23 protein-coding genes and 1 tRNA gene are annotated in these 15,788 nt (G+C 35.0%); 9 read left to right on the top strand and 15 right to left on the bottom strand.

Features of this window, described 5'->3' with window-relative positions:
• Positions 1–43: 43 nt before the first annotated feature.
• From KF896_15595 to KF896_15565, 7 genes are read right to left on the bottom strand one after another with little or no spacing between them, the layout of a single operon-like run.
• Positions 44–325, bottom strand: a complete 282-nt coding sequence (locus KF896_15595) for a hypothetical protein (GenBank protein MBX3045135.1) — start codon at positions 323–325, stop codon at positions 44–46.
• Entirely contained in the window at positions 315–767 is a 453-nt protein-coding gene (locus KF896_15590) for a hypothetical protein (GenBank protein MBX3045134.1), read from the bottom strand. The genes KF896_15595 and KF896_15590 overlap by 11 nt, the downstream gene beginning before the upstream one ends.
• A complete protein-coding gene (locus KF896_15585; protein MBX3045133.1) occupies positions 757–1,122 on the bottom strand; it encodes a DUF1320 family protein in 366 nt (121 codons plus the stop codon). Before KF896_15585 ends, KF896_15590 begins: the two co-directional genes overlap by 11 nt.
• A 38-nt stretch (positions 1,123–1,160) precedes the next feature.
• Positions 1,161–1,592, bottom strand: a complete 432-nt coding sequence (locus tag KF896_15580; protein ID MBX3045132.1) for a hypothetical protein — start codon at positions 1,590–1,592, stop codon at positions 1,161–1,163.
• The gene (locus KF896_15575; protein MBX3045131.1) at positions 1,592–1,798 is read right to left on the bottom strand and encodes a hypothetical protein; all 207 of its coding nucleotides are present in this window, start codon (positions 1,796–1,798) and stop codon (positions 1,592–1,594) included. Before KF896_15575 ends, KF896_15580 begins: the two co-directional genes overlap by 1 nt.
• Before the next feature lie 3 nt (positions 1,799–1,801).
• Entirely contained in the window at positions 1,802–2,758 is a 957-nt protein-coding gene (locus KF896_15570; protein ID MBX3045130.1) for a hypothetical protein, read from the bottom strand.
• Positions 2,759–2,773: 15 nt separating this feature from the next.
• A complete protein-coding gene (locus KF896_15565) occupies positions 2,774–4,210 on the bottom strand; it encodes a hypothetical protein (GenBank protein ID MBX3045129.1) in 1,437 nt (478 codons plus the stop codon).
• A gap of 239 nt (positions 4,211–4,449) precedes the next feature.
• On the opposite strand from KF896_15565, the gene KF896_15560 reads away from it, so the two are divergent.
• The 9 genes from KF896_15560 (at position 4,450) to KF896_15520 (ending at position 13,366) form a co-directional block, all read left to right on the top strand.
• Positions 4,450–5,142 carry a methyltransferase domain-containing protein gene (locus KF896_15560; GenBank protein ID MBX3045128.1) on the top strand — a complete coding sequence of 231 codons (693 nt, stop codon included), beginning with the start codon at positions 4,450–4,452 and terminating at the stop codon, positions 5,140–5,142.
• Positions 5,135–6,280 carry a hypothetical protein gene (locus KF896_15555; protein MBX3045127.1) on the top strand — a complete coding sequence of 382 codons (1,146 nt, stop codon included), beginning with the start codon at positions 5,135–5,137 and terminating at the stop codon, positions 6,278–6,280. The genes KF896_15560 and KF896_15555 overlap by 8 nt, the downstream gene beginning before the upstream one ends.
• A complete protein-coding gene (locus tag KF896_15550) occupies positions 6,274–6,939 on the top strand; it encodes a hypothetical protein (GenBank protein MBX3045126.1) in 666 nt (221 codons plus the stop codon). The genes KF896_15555 and KF896_15550 overlap by 7 nt, the downstream gene beginning before the upstream one ends.
• Positions 6,940–6,948: 9 nt before the next feature.
• A complete protein-coding gene (locus tag KF896_15545; protein MBX3045125.1) occupies positions 6,949–7,884 on the top strand; it encodes a ParB N-terminal domain-containing protein in 936 nt (311 codons plus the stop codon).
• A 1-nt stretch (position 7,885) separates the two neighbouring features.
• The gene (locus tag KF896_15540) at positions 7,886–8,554 is read left to right on the top strand and encodes a hypothetical protein (protein MBX3045124.1); all 669 of its coding nucleotides are present in this window, start codon (positions 7,886–7,888) and stop codon (positions 8,552–8,554) included.
• Positions 8,487–9,869 (top strand): phage terminase large subunit, encoded by a 1,383-nt coding sequence (gene terL / locus KF896_15535; GenBank protein ID MBX3045123.1) that lies wholly within the window; start codon positions 8,487–8,489, stop codon positions 9,867–9,869. The genes KF896_15540 and terL overlap by 68 nt, the downstream gene beginning before the upstream one ends.
• Before the next feature lie 9 nt (positions 9,870–9,878).
• A complete protein-coding gene (locus tag KF896_15530; protein MBX3045122.1) occupies positions 9,879–11,264 on the top strand; it encodes a DUF935 family protein in 1,386 nt (461 codons plus the stop codon).
• A complete protein-coding gene (locus KF896_15525) occupies positions 11,255–12,613 on the top strand; it encodes a hypothetical protein (GenBank protein ID MBX3045121.1) in 1,359 nt (452 codons plus the stop codon). The genes KF896_15530 and KF896_15525 overlap by 10 nt, the downstream gene beginning before the upstream one ends.
• A gap of 183 nt (positions 12,614–12,796) precedes the next feature.
• Positions 12,797–13,366, top strand: coding sequence for a phage virion morphogenesis protein (locus KF896_15520; GenBank protein ID MBX3045120.1), 570 nt, complete (start codon positions 12,797–12,799; stop codon positions 13,364–13,366).
• Between the two features lie 28 nt (positions 13,367–13,394).
• Here KF896_15520 and KF896_15515 read toward each other — a convergent pair whose 3' ends face one another.
• The 8 genes from KF896_15515 to KF896_15480 all read right to left on the bottom strand — a co-directional run bounded on the left by KF896_15515 (position 13,395) and on the right by KF896_15480 (position 15,756).
• Positions 13,395–13,613, bottom strand: coding sequence for a hypothetical protein (locus KF896_15515; protein ID MBX3045119.1), 219 nt, complete (start codon positions 13,611–13,613; stop codon positions 13,395–13,397).
• Complete coding sequence (locus KF896_15510) at positions 13,610–13,867, bottom strand: hypothetical protein (GenBank protein ID MBX3045118.1); 258 nt, start codon at positions 13,865–13,867, stop codon at positions 13,610–13,612. The genes KF896_15515 and KF896_15510 overlap by 4 nt, the downstream gene beginning before the upstream one ends.
• A gap of 105 nt (positions 13,868–13,972) precedes the next feature.
• Positions 13,973–14,197, bottom strand: a complete 225-nt coding sequence (locus KF896_15505) for a hypothetical protein (protein MBX3045117.1) — start codon at positions 14,195–14,197, stop codon at positions 13,973–13,975.
• Positions 14,198–14,302: 105 nt separating this feature from the next.
• Positions 14,303–14,680 (bottom strand): hypothetical protein, encoded by a 378-nt coding sequence (locus tag KF896_15500; GenBank protein MBX3045116.1) that lies wholly within the window; start codon positions 14,678–14,680, stop codon positions 14,303–14,305.
• Positions 14,681–14,802: 122 nt separating this feature from the next.
• Complete coding sequence (locus KF896_15495) at positions 14,803–15,036, bottom strand: hypothetical protein (GenBank protein MBX3045115.1); 234 nt, start codon at positions 15,034–15,036, stop codon at positions 14,803–14,805.
• A gap of 34 nt (positions 15,037–15,070) precedes the next feature.
• Positions 15,071–15,148: transfer RNA gene (locus KF896_15490), tRNA-Phe, on the bottom strand.
• Positions 15,149–15,182: 34 nt separating this feature from the next.
• Entirely contained in the window at positions 15,183–15,470 is a 288-nt protein-coding gene (locus tag KF896_15485; GenBank protein ID MBX3045114.1) for a hypothetical protein, read from the bottom strand.
• A 1-nt stretch (position 15,471) separates the two neighbouring features.
• Entirely contained in the window at positions 15,472–15,756 is a 285-nt protein-coding gene (locus KF896_15480; protein MBX3045113.1) for a hypothetical protein, read from the bottom strand.
• Positions 15,757–15,788: the final 32 nt, after the last annotated feature.

The raw sequence follows: 15,788 nt of genomic DNA, 5'->3' as shown, positions 1-15,788 counted from the left end.
CGGTAATTCCTCTTCGGGAATAAAATTCATTAGTATTTCTCCTCTATTCATTTAACTTAAATTCGTTATACTTTTCAAGCAACATATTATAATTTGCTTTGAGTGACTTGTAATATTTCCGGAGTAAAAATATCTTAATCCTTTGTCTTGTCAGTATTATCTTAATATCTTCAATCTTAAGTTCTAATCCTTTTATCTCCGTCTTTCTGTGTTCATTCTCCTTTTTGATGTCTTTAAGCATAAAAACCGATAGTGTACCGGCAATTGAAGCTACAAGAGCAAAAAGGGTTGTTACTAACCAATATAGCAAATTTTCATTCATCATACACCTCAAGCATCTCTATAACCGGAATAAAAAATAGCATTGTCCTGTGCTGAAAATGCTTTTCATCATCATAAAAGATTTCTCCTGTTTCGGATAAATAAAAACTCCCTGCGGATTGCTCAATATGCAATGACTTCATCTTTTCAGTAACTTCTTCTGTCAAATCAAAAATATCATCTTGACTTAAGATTTTTGAAGATATAAGCTCAATTCTGAACTGATATTCCATTATGACAAAATCCCCAAAAAAGAGAGGATTCATTCGCTTGCTACGGTCAATATATTTTGACGGCTTTTTCCCTAATGACTTAATAAGCAATTCTCCGCGTGGATGTGTCGGTTTGTAATCACTTATTACAATAGGAAAATCTCTTACTGCAAATTTATCCAATTCTTTCAGTTTCTCGATGATTTTTGTCTTTATGGTTTTTTCATTTAGCAATTTTTCTTTCTCTTCGGTTTATCTTAATATAAAAAGGATTATTGGATCTGTCATCACCGGAATTTAATATCCTGCCCCTGCCTTCTGAATATTCTTTTAGCAGTTTCATATTCATTTCGTAGCTTTTAAAAATATTATCATTGACTGCATTTCTTAATTCATATAACTTATATTTAGCAATCTGAAATGCTATTTCTTTAAGAGTTACCGGTACGGGGTTAAGTGGCAGAGAGTATTTTCCTCTCAAAGAATCATCAATCAGATTATTAACATAATCACATATCCGTTGAAGTCTTTCTTCGTCAGGAACATTACTCCCGCCCCCCTCATTAACAAGCTCAATAAGCCTTGTCATTTCAAAATTACTGACAATATTTTCCGGCTGGATATACATTACTGTAAAATTACCCTTACAGTTCCACCTTCAGATACTGTTTCAAGTGCAAGACCGTTAATCTTAACCGGCAATGTTCCACCCGCTACAACCAAAGTAGGTTGTGCCCCGGTTGACGTTACTGGTGTAGCTCCTTCCGGTATGGTAACTGCAACATCTGCAACTGCAACAGCTTTACCGTTAGCGTCAGATGTTACATAACCATTCTCAGTAACACCGCCAGAACCTACTTCAAGAATCGCTATACCGTGAGTTATTACCGGTGCCATCTCTCCTTGAGCTGCTTCTGTTCCTATTACACCAATTGCTTTCTGGTTTGCTCCACAATATGCAAGCTTGCCTGAAGACATCTTGACAAACCTGCGTAGTGATAACATTTCACTGCCTGCTTGTACAGAGGCAGTATTGATTATTTGAAATGTCTTTTCCATTATTTACCGTCTCCTTTATTTGTTTTTGAATTACTGCCTCTTCTCGTTTCTTCTTTTTCTCCTGTAATTGTTACTTTTACATTTTCCGGTATTGCGACTATATAATCGCTAAGATACCTCGCTTGCTTTGGTGTTAAGTCTATAATAGAATCTTTCTTATAAATCTTACCACCGTTTACTATTGGTTGCTTTGTTCTGAATTTCATTTATTAATCTCCCGATGGGTAACCATACAAAGCAGGGTCAATTGGATTCTTAATCAAAAAGCCGGATTCAGAACCAACAACTTTAATGTCATACATATCAGTTGCTCTTACGATTCTGATTTTTCCATTTGATTCTTCATACTTGTCTGCGTAAGGATATCCTTTTTTCTTCAATGTATATCCAAAGCAAGGCTCATAGATATTTCTTTCAAGACCGCTCGGTGGTGTGACATAAGCAAGAACCATAGCATTACCCCAGATGAAATCAAATGTATCACCATCTTCTGAATATCTTGCTCCACCGATAAGAATATTATCAACTTCAAGGACTTCCTTAAGTTTGGCAATTGAAGCAATTACATTTTGTTCGGTAATAGCTGTAAGGTAACCCTTTAATTTAGGGTGGAATTTTAACTGATTCCAAACCTGCTTACCGATTACAAGAGTATTGGCATCCTTGGCTATAATACTGGCAAGTTTTGCTTTATACTCATGAATAACTTCAATGAAATTAACTTCTGCTTCATTAAAATAATCATCTGATAGAATTACTTTATTATCATCTGGATATGTATCCGGATTAAGTGCTAAATCTGCCTGCTCTTTTTCGTAACCAAGAAGTATCTGGTCCATCACCATTTGAGAATTACGACTTTCTACCTGAAGCATAGCTTCTTCGATTTCACGATAGTCAAGTCTTGCCTGAATATCATGTTCGGTCATAGCATAAGGCGTCAAGTCAAGCCATGCACCATCCATTTCATTTGAATTGGCTCTGATTGCTCTGGCTGTATTCCACAATTTAAATGATTCTTTACCCCAAAGTGGAATCTTACCACCCTCTTTTTCTACATTTACTATAGGGAAAAGATTTGTCCCAATATAGTTCTCATTCGAGTAACCTCTTGCTACAGAAGTTAAAATAGGGTCTACTGTGCGTAGTATTTGTAATTTAGACATTGCTTTGATTCTCCCTTATAGTTTTGAAATTATATCAAGTGCTTTTACATAAGTAATGTTGTTCCCTGCTTTAGTCTGCTCTTCCATATAGGTAAGAACTTTGTTGTGTAACTCAAGATTACTCTCATCAACTACCGCTTTCTCCGGTGTTAAAAAGTTAACCTTAACTGGTGCATTTCCCTGATTAGATTGCTCTGAATATTCAATCTGAATTGGGAAACTTTCAATTAATTTGTCAAAAGCTTCAAGACCATTTACAGTCTGCTTTTTTGCTCCTTCCGAAAATTCAATCTTTTGATTTGCATTGAATAACAATTCATTTAATTGAATTACTAGTTCCTTCTGTGCTGGCACAAGTTTTCCGGATTGAATAAGTGAATCAGCTTTCTGATTGAACTTCATAATCCTGTTTTCTTTCTCAAGAGCATTTACTCTTTCGGCATACGCCTGCATTTTAGGGTCTGCAGGTTCTTCGGCAGGTGGTGTACTCTCTGCCGGTAGTGGATTGTTAGCCTTATAAGTATCAATCTCAGTCTGAAACTGTACTGCTAATTCTTCCGATGATGCTTCTGTAACCCAACCAATTAAATGAGCTACAAACTTTTCCAACCATTCAGTCATGGCGAATTCCTTTGTTTGTGGTAAAATATTTGATTTATGTGATAAATTCTGATTTATAAAATCTTCTAATTGCTTTTTGGTGAGATTTTCAACAGGTATGTTCACATCTGCGAAATTCCATTTCGATGGGTCAAGGTTAATACCGGTATTCATCGCCGCAGTTAATAGACGTGATGCTATGAACTGCTTTTCAGAATCACTGTATTGAGATTGTACATTATTCCGGCTGAATATTGCAAGTGATGCTTTCAATTCCGATAAAGTCTTAAAAGGAAATCTGAAATGTACAGGGTCTCCAAATTCCTTATCACTATGCTCTTTATAAAGTTCCGGTTTCTCCCTTTTAAGATTGTCTTTTAGTTCTATTGAGAACTTAAGCTCTGATTCGACTGGTTTTGTTACATCACCCTCTTCAAAAGCTATATCAATAGTCATATCGGCTTTTGCTGAAAACTTTACAGGTTCTAAATTCTTAACGGCAGGTTGTACAGCACCAAGAAAACCAATATGTCTAAGCATCAAATCATTATAAAGTGCTATGCTTACTTTCTTGTAAAGCTCATTCTTCACTTCTTCGGCAAATTCCGGTATAAGTTCAATTTCTGCTTTCAATACCTCATCTTCTACAAATAATGACTTTACCCATCCGAAAGCAGGGTCATCAGTTTCAGGGTGTCCCTTAACAACAGGAGCTTCACGCCCCGGGTCTTCATTAATCGCTTCGTTATACTTACTTGCTATAAGTAGAATTTCCTCAGAAGTCCACTCTTTAGTGTTTCCGTTTGCGTCGGTATGTGTTCCGGTCTTAAATGCTTCAATTGTAATTTTCATAAATTCTCCAAATAATTTTACTCAAAATTACAAGCTTAAATCTGAATAGGAAAAGGAATCTCATTACCTAATCTTATTCTGAGTAAAGTTCCGGAATCTCATTACCTAATCTTATTCTGAGCATCTTTCCATAACACAATTACTGAATATACTGTAATTTTGAATCATTATACTGTTTGATTACTGTATTTTGTGTTTTATATACTTTTTATCAACTTTAAGTGAATGAGGTAACTTTAATGGTAACAAACCCTTACGACAGCATTGCAGAGATATATGATTCTATGTACTATTATCCTGTACATAAGTTAGAAGATGAATATATAAAAGAAATGATACTTACACACAGTATAAATCTTGGTAAAACACTTGATTTAGGATGTGGTACTGCAAAAATTCTGGAAAAAATATGTTTTGATGATTATACAGGAATAGACATATCTGAAAATATGATTACAAAATCTAAGAATAATTCATCAAACAGTAAATTTCTAAAACAAGATATGGCTGATCTGTTTAGTTTTGAAGAGAATCAATTTGATAATGTTATTTCACTTTTTGGTAGCTTCAGTTATACGAATGAAGTTGAAAACACAATCAAAGGAATTAAACATGTACTTAAGCCAGGGGGGAAGTTTCTTATAATGGCTTATGGAAAGAATTATCCTAAAAGAAAGACTTACATACTTAACAAGCTTAATATGAATACAGATGCACACTTTTATAGTTCAGATGAATTACTACGGTTATTCATACCAAGTAATCTTGTTGATATAGAAGTTCGTGGAATGACCTACTTGTCAGAATATCTGCAAAACATAATACCCAATTCATTACTAAAGCAACTCTTCAACATTGAAAGCAGAATACTCAGTAAATTTCTAAAAAATCAATTATTCTTTTTAATTATCACAGGTAAAAAATATGCCTAAGCACTATCAAATAAGTAATGTCTTTGATGCTGGACTTGATAGACTAATAGAATTGTACAGTTCTGGTCATCGGGTAATAGTATCATTTTCTGCAGGTAAAGATTCAGGTATCTGTCTTGAGCTTGCAATACTCGCTGCACAAATGACAAATAATCTTCCGGTTGAAGTTGTTATGCGTGATGAAGAAATTATGTTTCCGGGTACATTCGAATATGCAGAACGTGTTGCACAAAGACCGGAAGTAAAATTTTATTGGTTCTATGCCAATCAACCTATTGTTAATATCTTTAACAGAAAGTCTCCTTACTTTTGGGTTTTTGACCCATTACTTCCACCGGATAAATGGGTTCGTACTCCACCCGAATTTGCAATAAAAATTCCTGAACAAAATATTCAGGGAATTGTAAGTGAAGAAAGATTTCCACCTGCAGAAGGTAAAAAGTTAATTACAATTCTTGGTCTTAGAACTGATGAATCTATGCTCAGGAAAATGGGATTAATGTCAAGTAAAAGTTTCGTCACAAAACGTAAGACTGATTGGGGAGCTTATTATGCAAGACCAATATATGATTGGACTGATAGAGATGTTTGGAAAGCTATCTATGATAACAAATGGGATTATAATTCTGCTTATGATACTATGCACCGATTAGGTGTGAGCAGATTACATCTTAGGATAGCTCCACCAACTTTAGCTGCTGCAGGTGTCAATAGTCTTGGTTTAGCTGCAAGAGCATGGCCTCAATGGTTTGATAAAGTATGCCAAAGATTACCAGGTGTAAGAACTGCTGCAAATTTCGGAAGACGCTCAATCGAACCTATCAGAAAATTAGGCGAATCTTGGAAAGAATGTTATCAACGTACATGTATTGATGAAGCTCCGGAATGGATTGCACAAAGGGCTAAAAAAATTGCAGATAAAATATTAACTCTGCATTCCAAACATTCTACAGAAGAATTCCCCGAAGTTGCTAAATGTCCTAAATGTAAAATGACTGGTTCATGGAAAGCTCTTGCTAAAATTATGTATATGGGTGAACCTTTCTGTATGAAAGTTGGTAGCGATATGATTCCTTATGTCGAACCTGAATTTTTCCGTGAAGGTGCTGGCACCTGGGGAGGAAAACCCACATGGTAAACAAAAAGTGGACTTATGGTGATTCATGGGAAAAATTTCCTATCAATGAAAATGAAGTTTGGAAAGCAGGAAATCACCTTCTTTCTGTAAGAGATTTAACCAATTTGTCAAATCTCGATTTCTTCGGTATAAAACAATTCGATATGTCTTATATTGACCCACCTTGGAATACAGGTAATATCAATTCCTTTTATACCAAAGCAGGTCTTGAAGAACGTAAGCAATTCAATGCATTTATTATAAAACTGATAAGCTTAATCAAAGTTTATTCTCCAAAGGTTAACTATATGGAAATGGGTAAACAGAATAAAGATTTCGTTATCAACGAAATTGAAAGGGCAGGTGGAAAAGTTACTAATGAATGGAAGATTACATACTATCAAAAGTATCCTTGTTACCTGCTTAGATATACATTTTCAAATAGTCCGGCAGTTAATAATGACTTCTCAGGACTTGATGATGATGATACACCTATTCTTGCAATTAAATCAGAATTAAATATTAAAAATGTGCTTGACTTGTGCACCGGGAGAGGATTGACTGGAAGAACTGCTCAATCACTCGGAATATCTTTTTATGGTACTGAATTAAACAAAAGAAGAATTGCTTGTTTAATTGACTATTTCAGTCAACTCAATTTATCTATTCATAAATTATAAGGATTTATTATGAAAAATACTTCTATTGCCCAGAAAGGGAAAAAGCTGATTGATAAAAAAATTAATCGGCTACAAAAATTAACCGTTGAGTATGTTCCGGTTAATTCTATAAAGCCTAATACTTATAACCCTAATCGCCAAGGTGATTTCGAGTTCGAACTTCTTGTACGTTCAATAATCGAGGACGGCTTTACACAACCAATTGTATGTCAGAAAAGTACACGTGAATTCGTTGATGGTGAACATAGGTGGACCGCTTTTATAGTTGTAAACCATCTCGAAGAAAATGGTTTAATCAAGAAAGACAGTGAAGGTAATACTTCATTTAATTCAGACGATGTTCGTAAAGCACGCGATAAAAGATTTGATATTATCAAAAAGGATTGGATGATCCCTGTTGTCTTTGTTGATATGTCAATTGAACAAATGAAAATTTCTACTCTAAGACATAATAAAGCAAAAGGTACTCACGATATAGAACTCGAAGCTCAGGTTCTTAAAGATTTGCAGGAACTTGGTGCTATTGATTGGGCTCAGGATTCTCTTATGCTTTCAGATGTTGAAATCAATCGTATGCTTGAAGACATTTCAGCTCCGGAAGCCCTTCAAGGAGAAGAATATTCTCAATCATGGATTCCTGAAGAATTAGATGATACTGATTCAAATTCTCCTTCAACTATAGTTCGCTCTTTTGACGGTACTACTCACGGTGGTGAAATGATTACTGCTTCATCTGCCAAAGCCGTTCAGTCAATTCATGAAAGACAAACTCTGATTGAAAAAGCTAAAACAGAGGAAGAAAGAGAATTTGCCCGTCAGCAAACCAAATTGTACAGAGTTAGCTTAATATTTGCAAATGAAGAAGCTACTGTAATTGAACAGGTTCTCGGACGAGAACCAGCTGTAAAACTACTCGAATTATGTAAAAAAGAATTAGGCGTCTAAAATGAAATTAGAACCTTGGGAACAGCAACAGGATGAATCCAATAAAGCATTTAAAGCTTTTAAGTTGTATCTTGATATGGGGTATAAACGAACTGTTAAAAAAGTTGCTTTGTCTCTCGGTGCTAAATCCTTTACTTATATCTACGAATGGAGTTCTAAATTTAAGTGGCGAGATAGAGTTAAAGCATGGGAGAAAGACCAGTCAAGACTTCAACTCGCCGCTTCTTATGAGAATTATAAATCTGTTTGCGAAGAACATCTTCAGCAAGCTAAACAGCTTAGACAACTTATGAGAGTGCCTACTCAAGCTCTTGCTCTCAAATTAAAAGACTCGGATTCTAAAAAAGATATTAAATCTGTTGCTATTGAAGAATTGGATAAAATGCACACAAAAGATTTATTAGAACTTGTTATGAAATCTGCTCGAACTCTTGAATTATTAGTCAAAGTAGAAAGACTTGCTATTGGTGCTCCAACCGAAATAACTCAAAGTGAAATGGATTTAGAATTTAATGACAATGATTTTGTAACCTACGGCGAAGCGATTGCAGCGAATGAGGAAACAGTTAAAAAAATTACAGAACTACTTGACGAATTGGGAAATGTTAAAGACAGCAAGTCCGGCAAGCATGGCTCACGTATTGACAAAAGGAAGCTACTTAACTCCTAAACATGTTAATAGAATTAATGCCAAGCTATTAGATATATTCGCAGGTCGAATTAACAGACTGATTATTACTATGCCACCAAGGCACGGTAAGAGCGAACTTGTATCTAAATATTTCCCAGTATTCTGGCTCGGTCACCGTCCGGATGATTGGTTTGTCTTAACTTCATACCAAGCTGACTATGCCGGTGAATGGGGTAATAAAGCAAAAGAACTTTATGCAGAAATTGGACCGGATTATTTTAACAAGAATATAAAAAAACGTTCCGGTTCTGCTTACCGCTGGTATGTTAATAAACATATTGGTGGTATGAAATCTACAGGCGTTGGTGGTCCCTTAACTGGTTCTGGGGCTGACCTGCTTCTGATTGATGACCCTGTTAAAAATGAATCCGAAGCCCTATCTCTTACTTATCGTAACAAAGTATGGGATTGGTTCAGAGCTACTGCATATACAAGATTATCTCCAAAAGGTGCTGTCGTTATTATGATGACAAGGTGGCATTATGACGACTTAGTTGGTAGAGTTCTTAATTCTGATGAGTTTGGCGATTGGGATGTTTTATCTCTCCCCGCTATTGCCGGAGAAAATGACCCTATTGGTAGATTACCCGGAGAAGCTCTGTGGCCTGAAAAATATAATATTGATAAACTAAACGATATTAAAAATGTTCTTGGTCCCTTTTGGTTCTCAGCACTATATCAGCAAGAACCTATTGCTTCTGAATACCAAATATTTAAAACCCAATGGTGGCAGTTCTATGAAGAATCTGATGTAAGTGGTTTTGAGTTCATTATTCAGACTTGGGATACTGCTCATAAAGAAAAACAAACCAATGACTTTTCTGTTTGTGCAACGTGGGGGGTTGCCAATAAACGTGCTTATCTGCTTAATATCTACCAAGCAAGGCTAAGTTTCCCTGACTTGGAAAAAATGGCTGTTGCTCAGTATAATATCTACAAACCAAGAATTATTCTAATTGAAGATGCTTCTTCAGGACAAGACCTTATTCCGACATTAAGAAAATATACAAGATTACCTATTAAGGAAATCAAACCTGTTAATAAAACCATACGTGCACATGCCGTAACCTCTTTATTGGAAAGTGGCAAAGTTTTTATACCTAAGTATGCAAGCTGGCTACCAGAATTCATTAACCAACATTCTCAATTCCCTAATGCTAAACATGATGATATTGTTGATACTACAACTATTTCTCTTGAATTTCTAACTAATTTACTCTTGGAACACAAAATTGATACAGTAAGACCAAGACATGAAAAACGTAATAAAAAATCTTCTAAATTCTTTAACTAAGGTGATATAATGATTAATACTTCTCTTAATAAAGTTCAGGCTTCTTTCAATAATTATTTAAAATTTGCTAATATGTTGAAAGAACCTATTCCAAATCCTGACAATGTTCTCCGCAAAATCGGTGGACGTATCGAGGCATATAGAAATCTTTTCTATGATGCTCATCTGAATTCATGCGTGCAGTCCAGAAAATCCGGTGTACTTAAACTTGAATGGGACATCAAACAAAATGATTCTCCGGATATCGAAGTAGAATTTATCAGTAAAGTTTTCAGTAAACTAAATCTGAAAAAAATAATCTCAGAAATGCTCGAAGCTCCTTTGTTTGGTTACAAAATTCTCGAAATTATCTGGAAATATGATCATGGAAAAATTATTCCGGCGAATATAATTGGAAGACCACAGGAATGGTTTGTTTTTGACCCTAATAATATACCATACTTTGTAAATTCATCCGGAGAAAAAGAAGCACTTATGCCTAAAAAATTCTTTGTTATTCAACATAATGCTGAATATAATAATCCTTACGGTACGGCTTTGCTTTCTAACTGCTATTGGTATGTTATTTACAAAAAAGATATTATCGGTTTCTGGGCTACTTTTACAGAAAAATACGGAATGCCTTTCCTGAAAGGTACGGTTGCTATCGGCTCACCTGAAGATAAAGCAAATGAAATGTCTGAGAAGCTCGATGAATTAAGACAGGATGGTGTCATCGTATATGAAAATGACGCATTGACTAATGTTGAGATTATTAACTCGGCTACTACTGCAAGTGTGGATATTTATAAATCGTTGATTGAATTTTTTAATTCAGAAATTTCTAAAGCTATTTTATCATCAACTCTTACTTCTGATGTTACAAACAAAGGTACTTATGCAGCTTCCAAAACTCACCAGGAAGTAAGACAAGATATTATTGATGCAGATAAGCAATTAGTTGAATTATGGTTCAATAAACTTATTCAATGGGTTATTGAAGTAAATTTCGGCGTAAGAGATGAATATCCGGAATTTGTTCTCTACGAAGAGCAAGACGTGGACGCAGAGCTTGCTGATGTAGTTGCTAAATTATCTCCTTATGTACAGTTTACTAAAGAATTTTATAAAAAGAATTTCTATTGGACAGATGAAGATTTTGAAATAAAGTTAAATCAGGAGCCACATTTTGCTACATCAGGAACTAACAAAGCAAGTGGCTTGGAAATGCTTAATGATTCGACAAGAAAAGTCATTGAGAATATTGTTAATATGATTCATTCACAAAATTCTTTCAATGAAATTGAAGAGTATATTATAAATTCTATACCTGAGATTGATACACATGAGATTGAAGATTTAATTGCTAAATCAATAATGATTGCTGAAACAGGGGGCATGCAAAAATGGAAATAAAAGTTGCTTATTTTAAAAAATATGGTAAACTTCCCGGTCTTATGTTCGATGATTTCGTACCTAAAAATCTTTATGACGGTTTTAAAATCCCAAGTTCAGAATTATTAGACTGGCTTAAAGAAAGAGGTAAAAATCTCAAACTAACTAATGAGTGGGAAGATATGGACTCCGAAGCTCATGACAAAGCATTTACAGTTGCTAAGGTAATGACAGCAGACATACTGCAAACTATTTTTGATAGTGTTTTGAAAGCAAAAGCTGAAGGATGGACTTTAAAACAGTTTCAGGATAATCTCCTTCCCGAACTTGAAGAAAAGGGTTGGGCAGGAGCCACTCCGCATAGATTGAAAGTAATCTATGATACTAATATGAGAATGGCACAGGCAAAAGGAAAATATAGGAAACAAAAGTCAGTTTCAGCAATTTATCCTTTCTGGGTTTACAAACAAATTGAAAGGAAGAATAAACGGCATGACCATTCAAAATGGAATAACAGAAAATTTCGACACGATGACCCGATATGGGATATAATCTATCCACCTTCTGATTTCGGTTGTGGCTGTACAGTTACTCCGGTTAAAGATGGTGCAGGGGTTGAAAACGGCGAAGATATTCTTGACGAGCTGGCAAATAGTGATGAATATAAACTCTCTCCTTTGAAAGCATGGAAGCCGGATACTTCTAAATATGTAAGTGAGTTGAAATCCAAATTGGAACAAATTCTAAATTCTGCCAATCAGGTGAGAAAAAAAGATGATGTTATTATTGGTTATAACAATTCACTTCCTGATTGCGACTGGATATCATTTTCAAAAAACAAATTCTCTCTAAGAGGTTCATGTGTACCCAAGAAAAATGATTTAAAAACTTGGGAAGATTATGGACTTATTTCTGCTGCAGATTTACCTGATAACGATAGATTAGATTTGCCGGAATTATTACCAAAGGGAAAAGATATTGCTGATGCAGTTAATATTTTAAAGAATGCTTTGGGCTTTGGTGATAATTCTAAAATTACCGTTAATACAAAGATTGGTGATATATTAATTAGCCAAAGAAATTTAAAACATATTGTCAATAAAAGAAATGAAGCACGGGAAATATTTGGGAACTTTATTCTGCCCACTTTAACAACTCCGTTTGAAATCTACGATGTCGAGTATCAAGACAATAGTTTTCGTAAACACTTCATCGCATTATTTAAAGGTAAATTTGATATTTTGTGTATTGTTAGAATAAATGAAGACCAGACATTGTATCTGCGGACATTCATTGTAAAAGACATAAATAATATTAACGAGAAAAGAATAGGTGAACTTCTTTATTCAAAAAATAAGGCTGCAGATTAATGCAGCCTGTCTATGCTAAGGGCACCCCGCTTTATAGAGTAAGCTATAATTTGGTTGATACTCGGATGTTAATGTCCTTACTGACAACATCCTTTTCCGTCCCTGAAGCATTTAATTAATTTCTCATTTTTATGTCGTTAAATTTAATATTATATTTTTTTCTTAATTAATTTTTATACTATTATGAAAGACGAGTTAGTAAATAAAATCAATAATGTTCTAAAAAAGATTGCAGAAAGAACCGACGATTTGACGCCGGTTCTTTATTTAATTTCTGCAAAAATCGAAATTGCTATTGATAGAAACTTTGATGAAGGTGGCAGGTGGGACGGCTCCGGTACAAGTATTTTATCCGGTGGCAGTCAGAAATGGAAACCATTATCTTTCGCTACTAAAATTGGATATAAAAAGTTTGGTTATGCTTTAAGTCCAACCCTTCACCGTTCTACAGCCGGATTAAGAACAACTATATCTGCACAACCGAGGGGGAGTTCAAGTATTGGTATCACTGCAAATTCACCCTATGCTGCTATACATCAATTCGGTGGTACTATCAATAAGCAGGTTAATGTCAAAGAACATGCAAGGAAAATTACTCAAGCATTTGGGAAATCAATTAATCCGAAAAATATTAGGGTTGCTTCTTTCAGCCGGAAGATGAACACAGTTATTCCGGCACGTCCATATATTACGTTGACTGAAGAAGACTTACAGGATATTTTGGATTTAATCTCGGGAAGCATTTTGCTTTAATTTTTTTATAGTTTCCTGAATTCTTTCTCTATCCTTCTTGGTCATGTGTTTGACATGTGGTTTCTTTTGTTCTACGATTTTCATTTTTCAACTCCTTTTCTAAATTAAATTTTTTATTAAATGCTTCAACCAACATTTCACCTTGTTTCCATTTGTGTCTATCAAACCATCGTGGCTTTTCTGCAACAATATTGTTATTTTCATCAACAATACAGTCTTTAAATTCATTCAAACTTACTTTTCTCATATTGCAATCTCGAATTCTTTACATTCGCTTACTAATTGATTCAGCCTTGTTTCAAGTACATCTGTTAATCTTGAATCTTTACGAATCCTGCCTGTTTTCGTTCTTGAAATGTTATTAAATAGAGAGTGCATAGTTTGAATAGTCAGCATATCTTGCAAACATTCTAAATCCAGAAATGCACCTTCATCAGTTGTTGTGTTATCTTTACAACTTCGATACAAAATTACCTCTTCTTTAAGTTTATTACTTATCATTTCAATCTCCAATTAGCTCCCACCGGAGCGGTTAATAAAAGCTGCGTATAACCACACTGAATTAAAAGTTATACGAATTGCGTTTAGCAGACGTTGGAGGTAATGTTAAGAAGAAACCAACCAACTATTTTCATTTGCATATTTACGAGCTTTAGAACCTGTGCCAAACCACCCCTGAACTATATCTTCACCATCTGGACATTCTACCCAATGAAGATACCAGTTAATCCCTTCCATATATTTCAATTTTAGAACTGTGCCTTTAGCTGGGTTATCCAGTCCAAGACGCTGACGATAAGAAACACTACCGCCAACACTGCATGCCCGCAAGCGGGGGCTCTGTGCTTCGTTGGATAGTTCAGAAAATAAATTGAGTTGTGTCATTCTATTAAAATTTAGTTGTTAATATCCCCGCCTGACGGTTATGCTTCAACGTTAGCGGTCATGCCTTGCCAACTCCCGCTCATACATCTTCAAACATTTACTACATATTGACTTCGTGCTTATTTCCCACTTCTGTTTATCCAATCTTTCAAAATCAATTATCCCATCACCATGCGAACCTTTCTTGTCATCACAATGTTTTTCGTAAGTTGGCAATCCTGAAAGTGCTATTGAGTTATAACTTCCGTTCTTTACTGAATACCCGCCGCTTTTACTACTTGCTTCACAAAGCACTTCGCCATTTACAGCAATGTGCCGTTTCTTTGTAGCCCAAGCCAAACAGACGGATGGCACGGCAGATAACAATGGCTTTGCGTCAGGCGGGGCGACTTGCTCCGAATGAACATTTGTGCTTAATTTATCTTTCATTTTTCAACTCCTAAAATTTTTAGCTCAACCTTTCGGGAGCTGGTTAATAAATTGCGTATAACGGCACTTAATTAAAAGTTATACGCAGGCTTACGTTTAGCGGACGTTATAGGCAACAAAAATTACTCGCCTCTGTTTTCAACTATCCACCTTGCCAAACAGAATTTTTGTTTTTTAGACAGTTTTTTATATTTAATGTAATATTCCCTAATACCTTTGATCAAATTGTCTTCTGCATCATCCGTGTTGGAAAACAAAAATTCTTCGTCTTTTTTAAGAACATCTGCAACTTCCTCGTCAAATTCCCATTGTTGTTGCATTGCTAAATCTGCGTAATAATCAGCCATTTCTCCCATACTTATATCTCTCTAATATAATAATTTAAACAAGTGGCACGGGCAGGACTCGAACCTGCGACCGTTCTGGATTTTAACCCATCTCCGTTCTAACCAACTGAACTACCGTGCCGTTTAAAAGCCCCCGCCGTTGCTCTGTCGAGGGTTTATGTAATGTGTTTGATATAATGGTTGGCTAAAGTATTAGAAATTTTTTCTGTCAATCGTGATATTTCATCTTCATACTCAACAATACTTGAAAAATTAATTCCTAAAATGACCTTATCATTAATTGCAATTGACAAATATATTTCATATTTGAAATTCTTATATACTTCAAAATTAATATCTCCTATGTTTAAGGAAATATCCGAACCAACCTTTAAATTGTTAACTAATTTTAGCAAAACATTCGTAACAGATTTTATACTTTCTTTCAATTCTGATGATGTCAATTTATCTCTCCTTCATAATTTTATCAAAACTCTTTTCATGAATATTGAACTCCCTGCATAGTTTTATCTTTGTCAGATTGTCAATGCGTCGGTTCTTTTTCTCTATTATTCTGCGTAATGCAAGATATTTGAAGGTTGTAGGCTGTGGAATTGATTGGCTTGTTCCACCGGCAATCTTCATCAGCTTCTTGACATTCTCCAAACCGATAAAAGCAGAAAAATACTTCATCTCTGATGGAAGATCATCTTCTGTTACATGCTCAAGTATTTTATCATCTAAATCCATTGTTGAACCCTTTTTTTGTTTAGAATTACCTT

The sequence above is a fragment of the Ignavibacteriota bacterium genome, from assembly GCA_019637995.1.
Lineage (GTDB): Bacteria > Bacteroidota > Ignavibacteria > Kapaibacteriales > UBA2268 > JANJTB01.
This window is presented reverse-complemented; position numbering and strand designations above follow the sequence as displayed.

What these genes read in the sequence shown, in the direction of transcription:
- KF896_15580 (MBX3045132.1), bottom strand. Translation starts at nt 1,592, where the DNA reads ATGGAAAAGACATTTCAAATAATCAATACTGCCTCTGTACAAGCAGGC.
- KF896_15540 (MBX3045124.1), top strand. Translation starts at nt 7,886, where the DNA reads ATGAAATTAGAACCTTGGGAACAGCAACAGGATGAATCCAATAAAGCA.
- KF896_15560 (MBX3045128.1), top strand. Translation starts at nt 4,450, where the DNA reads ATGGTAACAAACCCTTACGACAGCATTGCAGAGATATATGATTCTATG.
- KF896_15575 (MBX3045131.1), bottom strand. Translation starts at nt 1,798, where the DNA reads ATGAAATTCAGAACAAAGCAACCAATAGTAAACGGTGGTAAGATTTAT.
- KF896_15520 (MBX3045120.1), top strand. Translation starts at nt 12,797, where the DNA reads ATGAAAGACGAGTTAGTAAATAAAATCAATAATGTTCTAAAAAAGATT.
- KF896_15545 (MBX3045125.1), top strand. Translation starts at nt 6,949, where the DNA reads ATGAAAAATACTTCTATTGCCCAGAAAGGGAAAAAGCTGATTGATAAA.
- KF896_15525 (MBX3045121.1), top strand. Translation starts at nt 11,255, where the DNA reads ATGGAAATAAAAGTTGCTTATTTTAAAAAATATGGTAAACTTCCCGGT.
- KF896_15480 (MBX3045113.1), bottom strand. Translation starts at nt 15,756, where the DNA reads ATGGATTTAGATGATAAAATACTTGAGCATGTAACAGAAGATGATCTT.
- KF896_15550 (MBX3045126.1), top strand. Translation starts at nt 6,274, where the DNA reads ATGGTAAACAAAAAGTGGACTTATGGTGATTCATGGGAAAAATTTCCT.
- KF896_15495 (MBX3045115.1), bottom strand. Translation starts at nt 15,036, where the DNA reads ATGGGAGAAATGGCTGATTATTACGCAGATTTAGCAATGCAACAACAA.
- terL (MBX3045123.1), top strand. Translation starts at nt 8,487, where the DNA reads ATGTTAAAGACAGCAAGTCCGGCAAGCATGGCTCACGTATTGACAAAA.
- KF896_15565 (MBX3045129.1), bottom strand. Translation starts at nt 4,210, where the DNA reads ATGAAAATTACAATTGAAGCATTTAAGACCGGAACACATACCGACGCA.
- KF896_15515 (MBX3045119.1), bottom strand. Translation starts at nt 13,613, where the DNA reads ATGAGAAAAGTAAGTTTGAATGAATTTAAAGACTGTATTGTTGATGAA.
- KF896_15585 (MBX3045133.1), bottom strand. Translation starts at nt 1,122, where the DNA reads ATGACAAGGCTTATTGAGCTTGTTAATGAGGGGGGCGGGAGTAATGTT.
- KF896_15510 (MBX3045118.1), bottom strand. Translation starts at nt 13,867, where the DNA reads ATGATAAGTAATAAACTTAAAGAAGAGGTAATTTTGTATCGAAGTTGT.
- KF896_15570 (MBX3045130.1), bottom strand. Translation starts at nt 2,758, where the DNA reads ATGTCTAAATTACAAATACTACGCACAGTAGACCCTATTTTAACTTCT.
- KF896_15500 (MBX3045116.1), bottom strand. Translation starts at nt 14,680, where the DNA reads ATGAAAGATAAATTAAGCACAAATGTTCATTCGGAGCAAGTCGCCCCG.
- KF896_15595 (MBX3045135.1), bottom strand. Translation starts at nt 325, where the DNA reads ATGATGAATGAAAATTTGCTATATTGGTTAGTAACAACCCTTTTTGCT.
- KF896_15555 (MBX3045127.1), top strand. Translation starts at nt 5,135, where the DNA reads ATGCCTAAGCACTATCAAATAAGTAATGTCTTTGATGCTGGACTTGAT.
- KF896_15530 (MBX3045122.1), top strand. Translation starts at nt 9,879, where the DNA reads ATGATTAATACTTCTCTTAATAAAGTTCAGGCTTCTTTCAATAATTAT.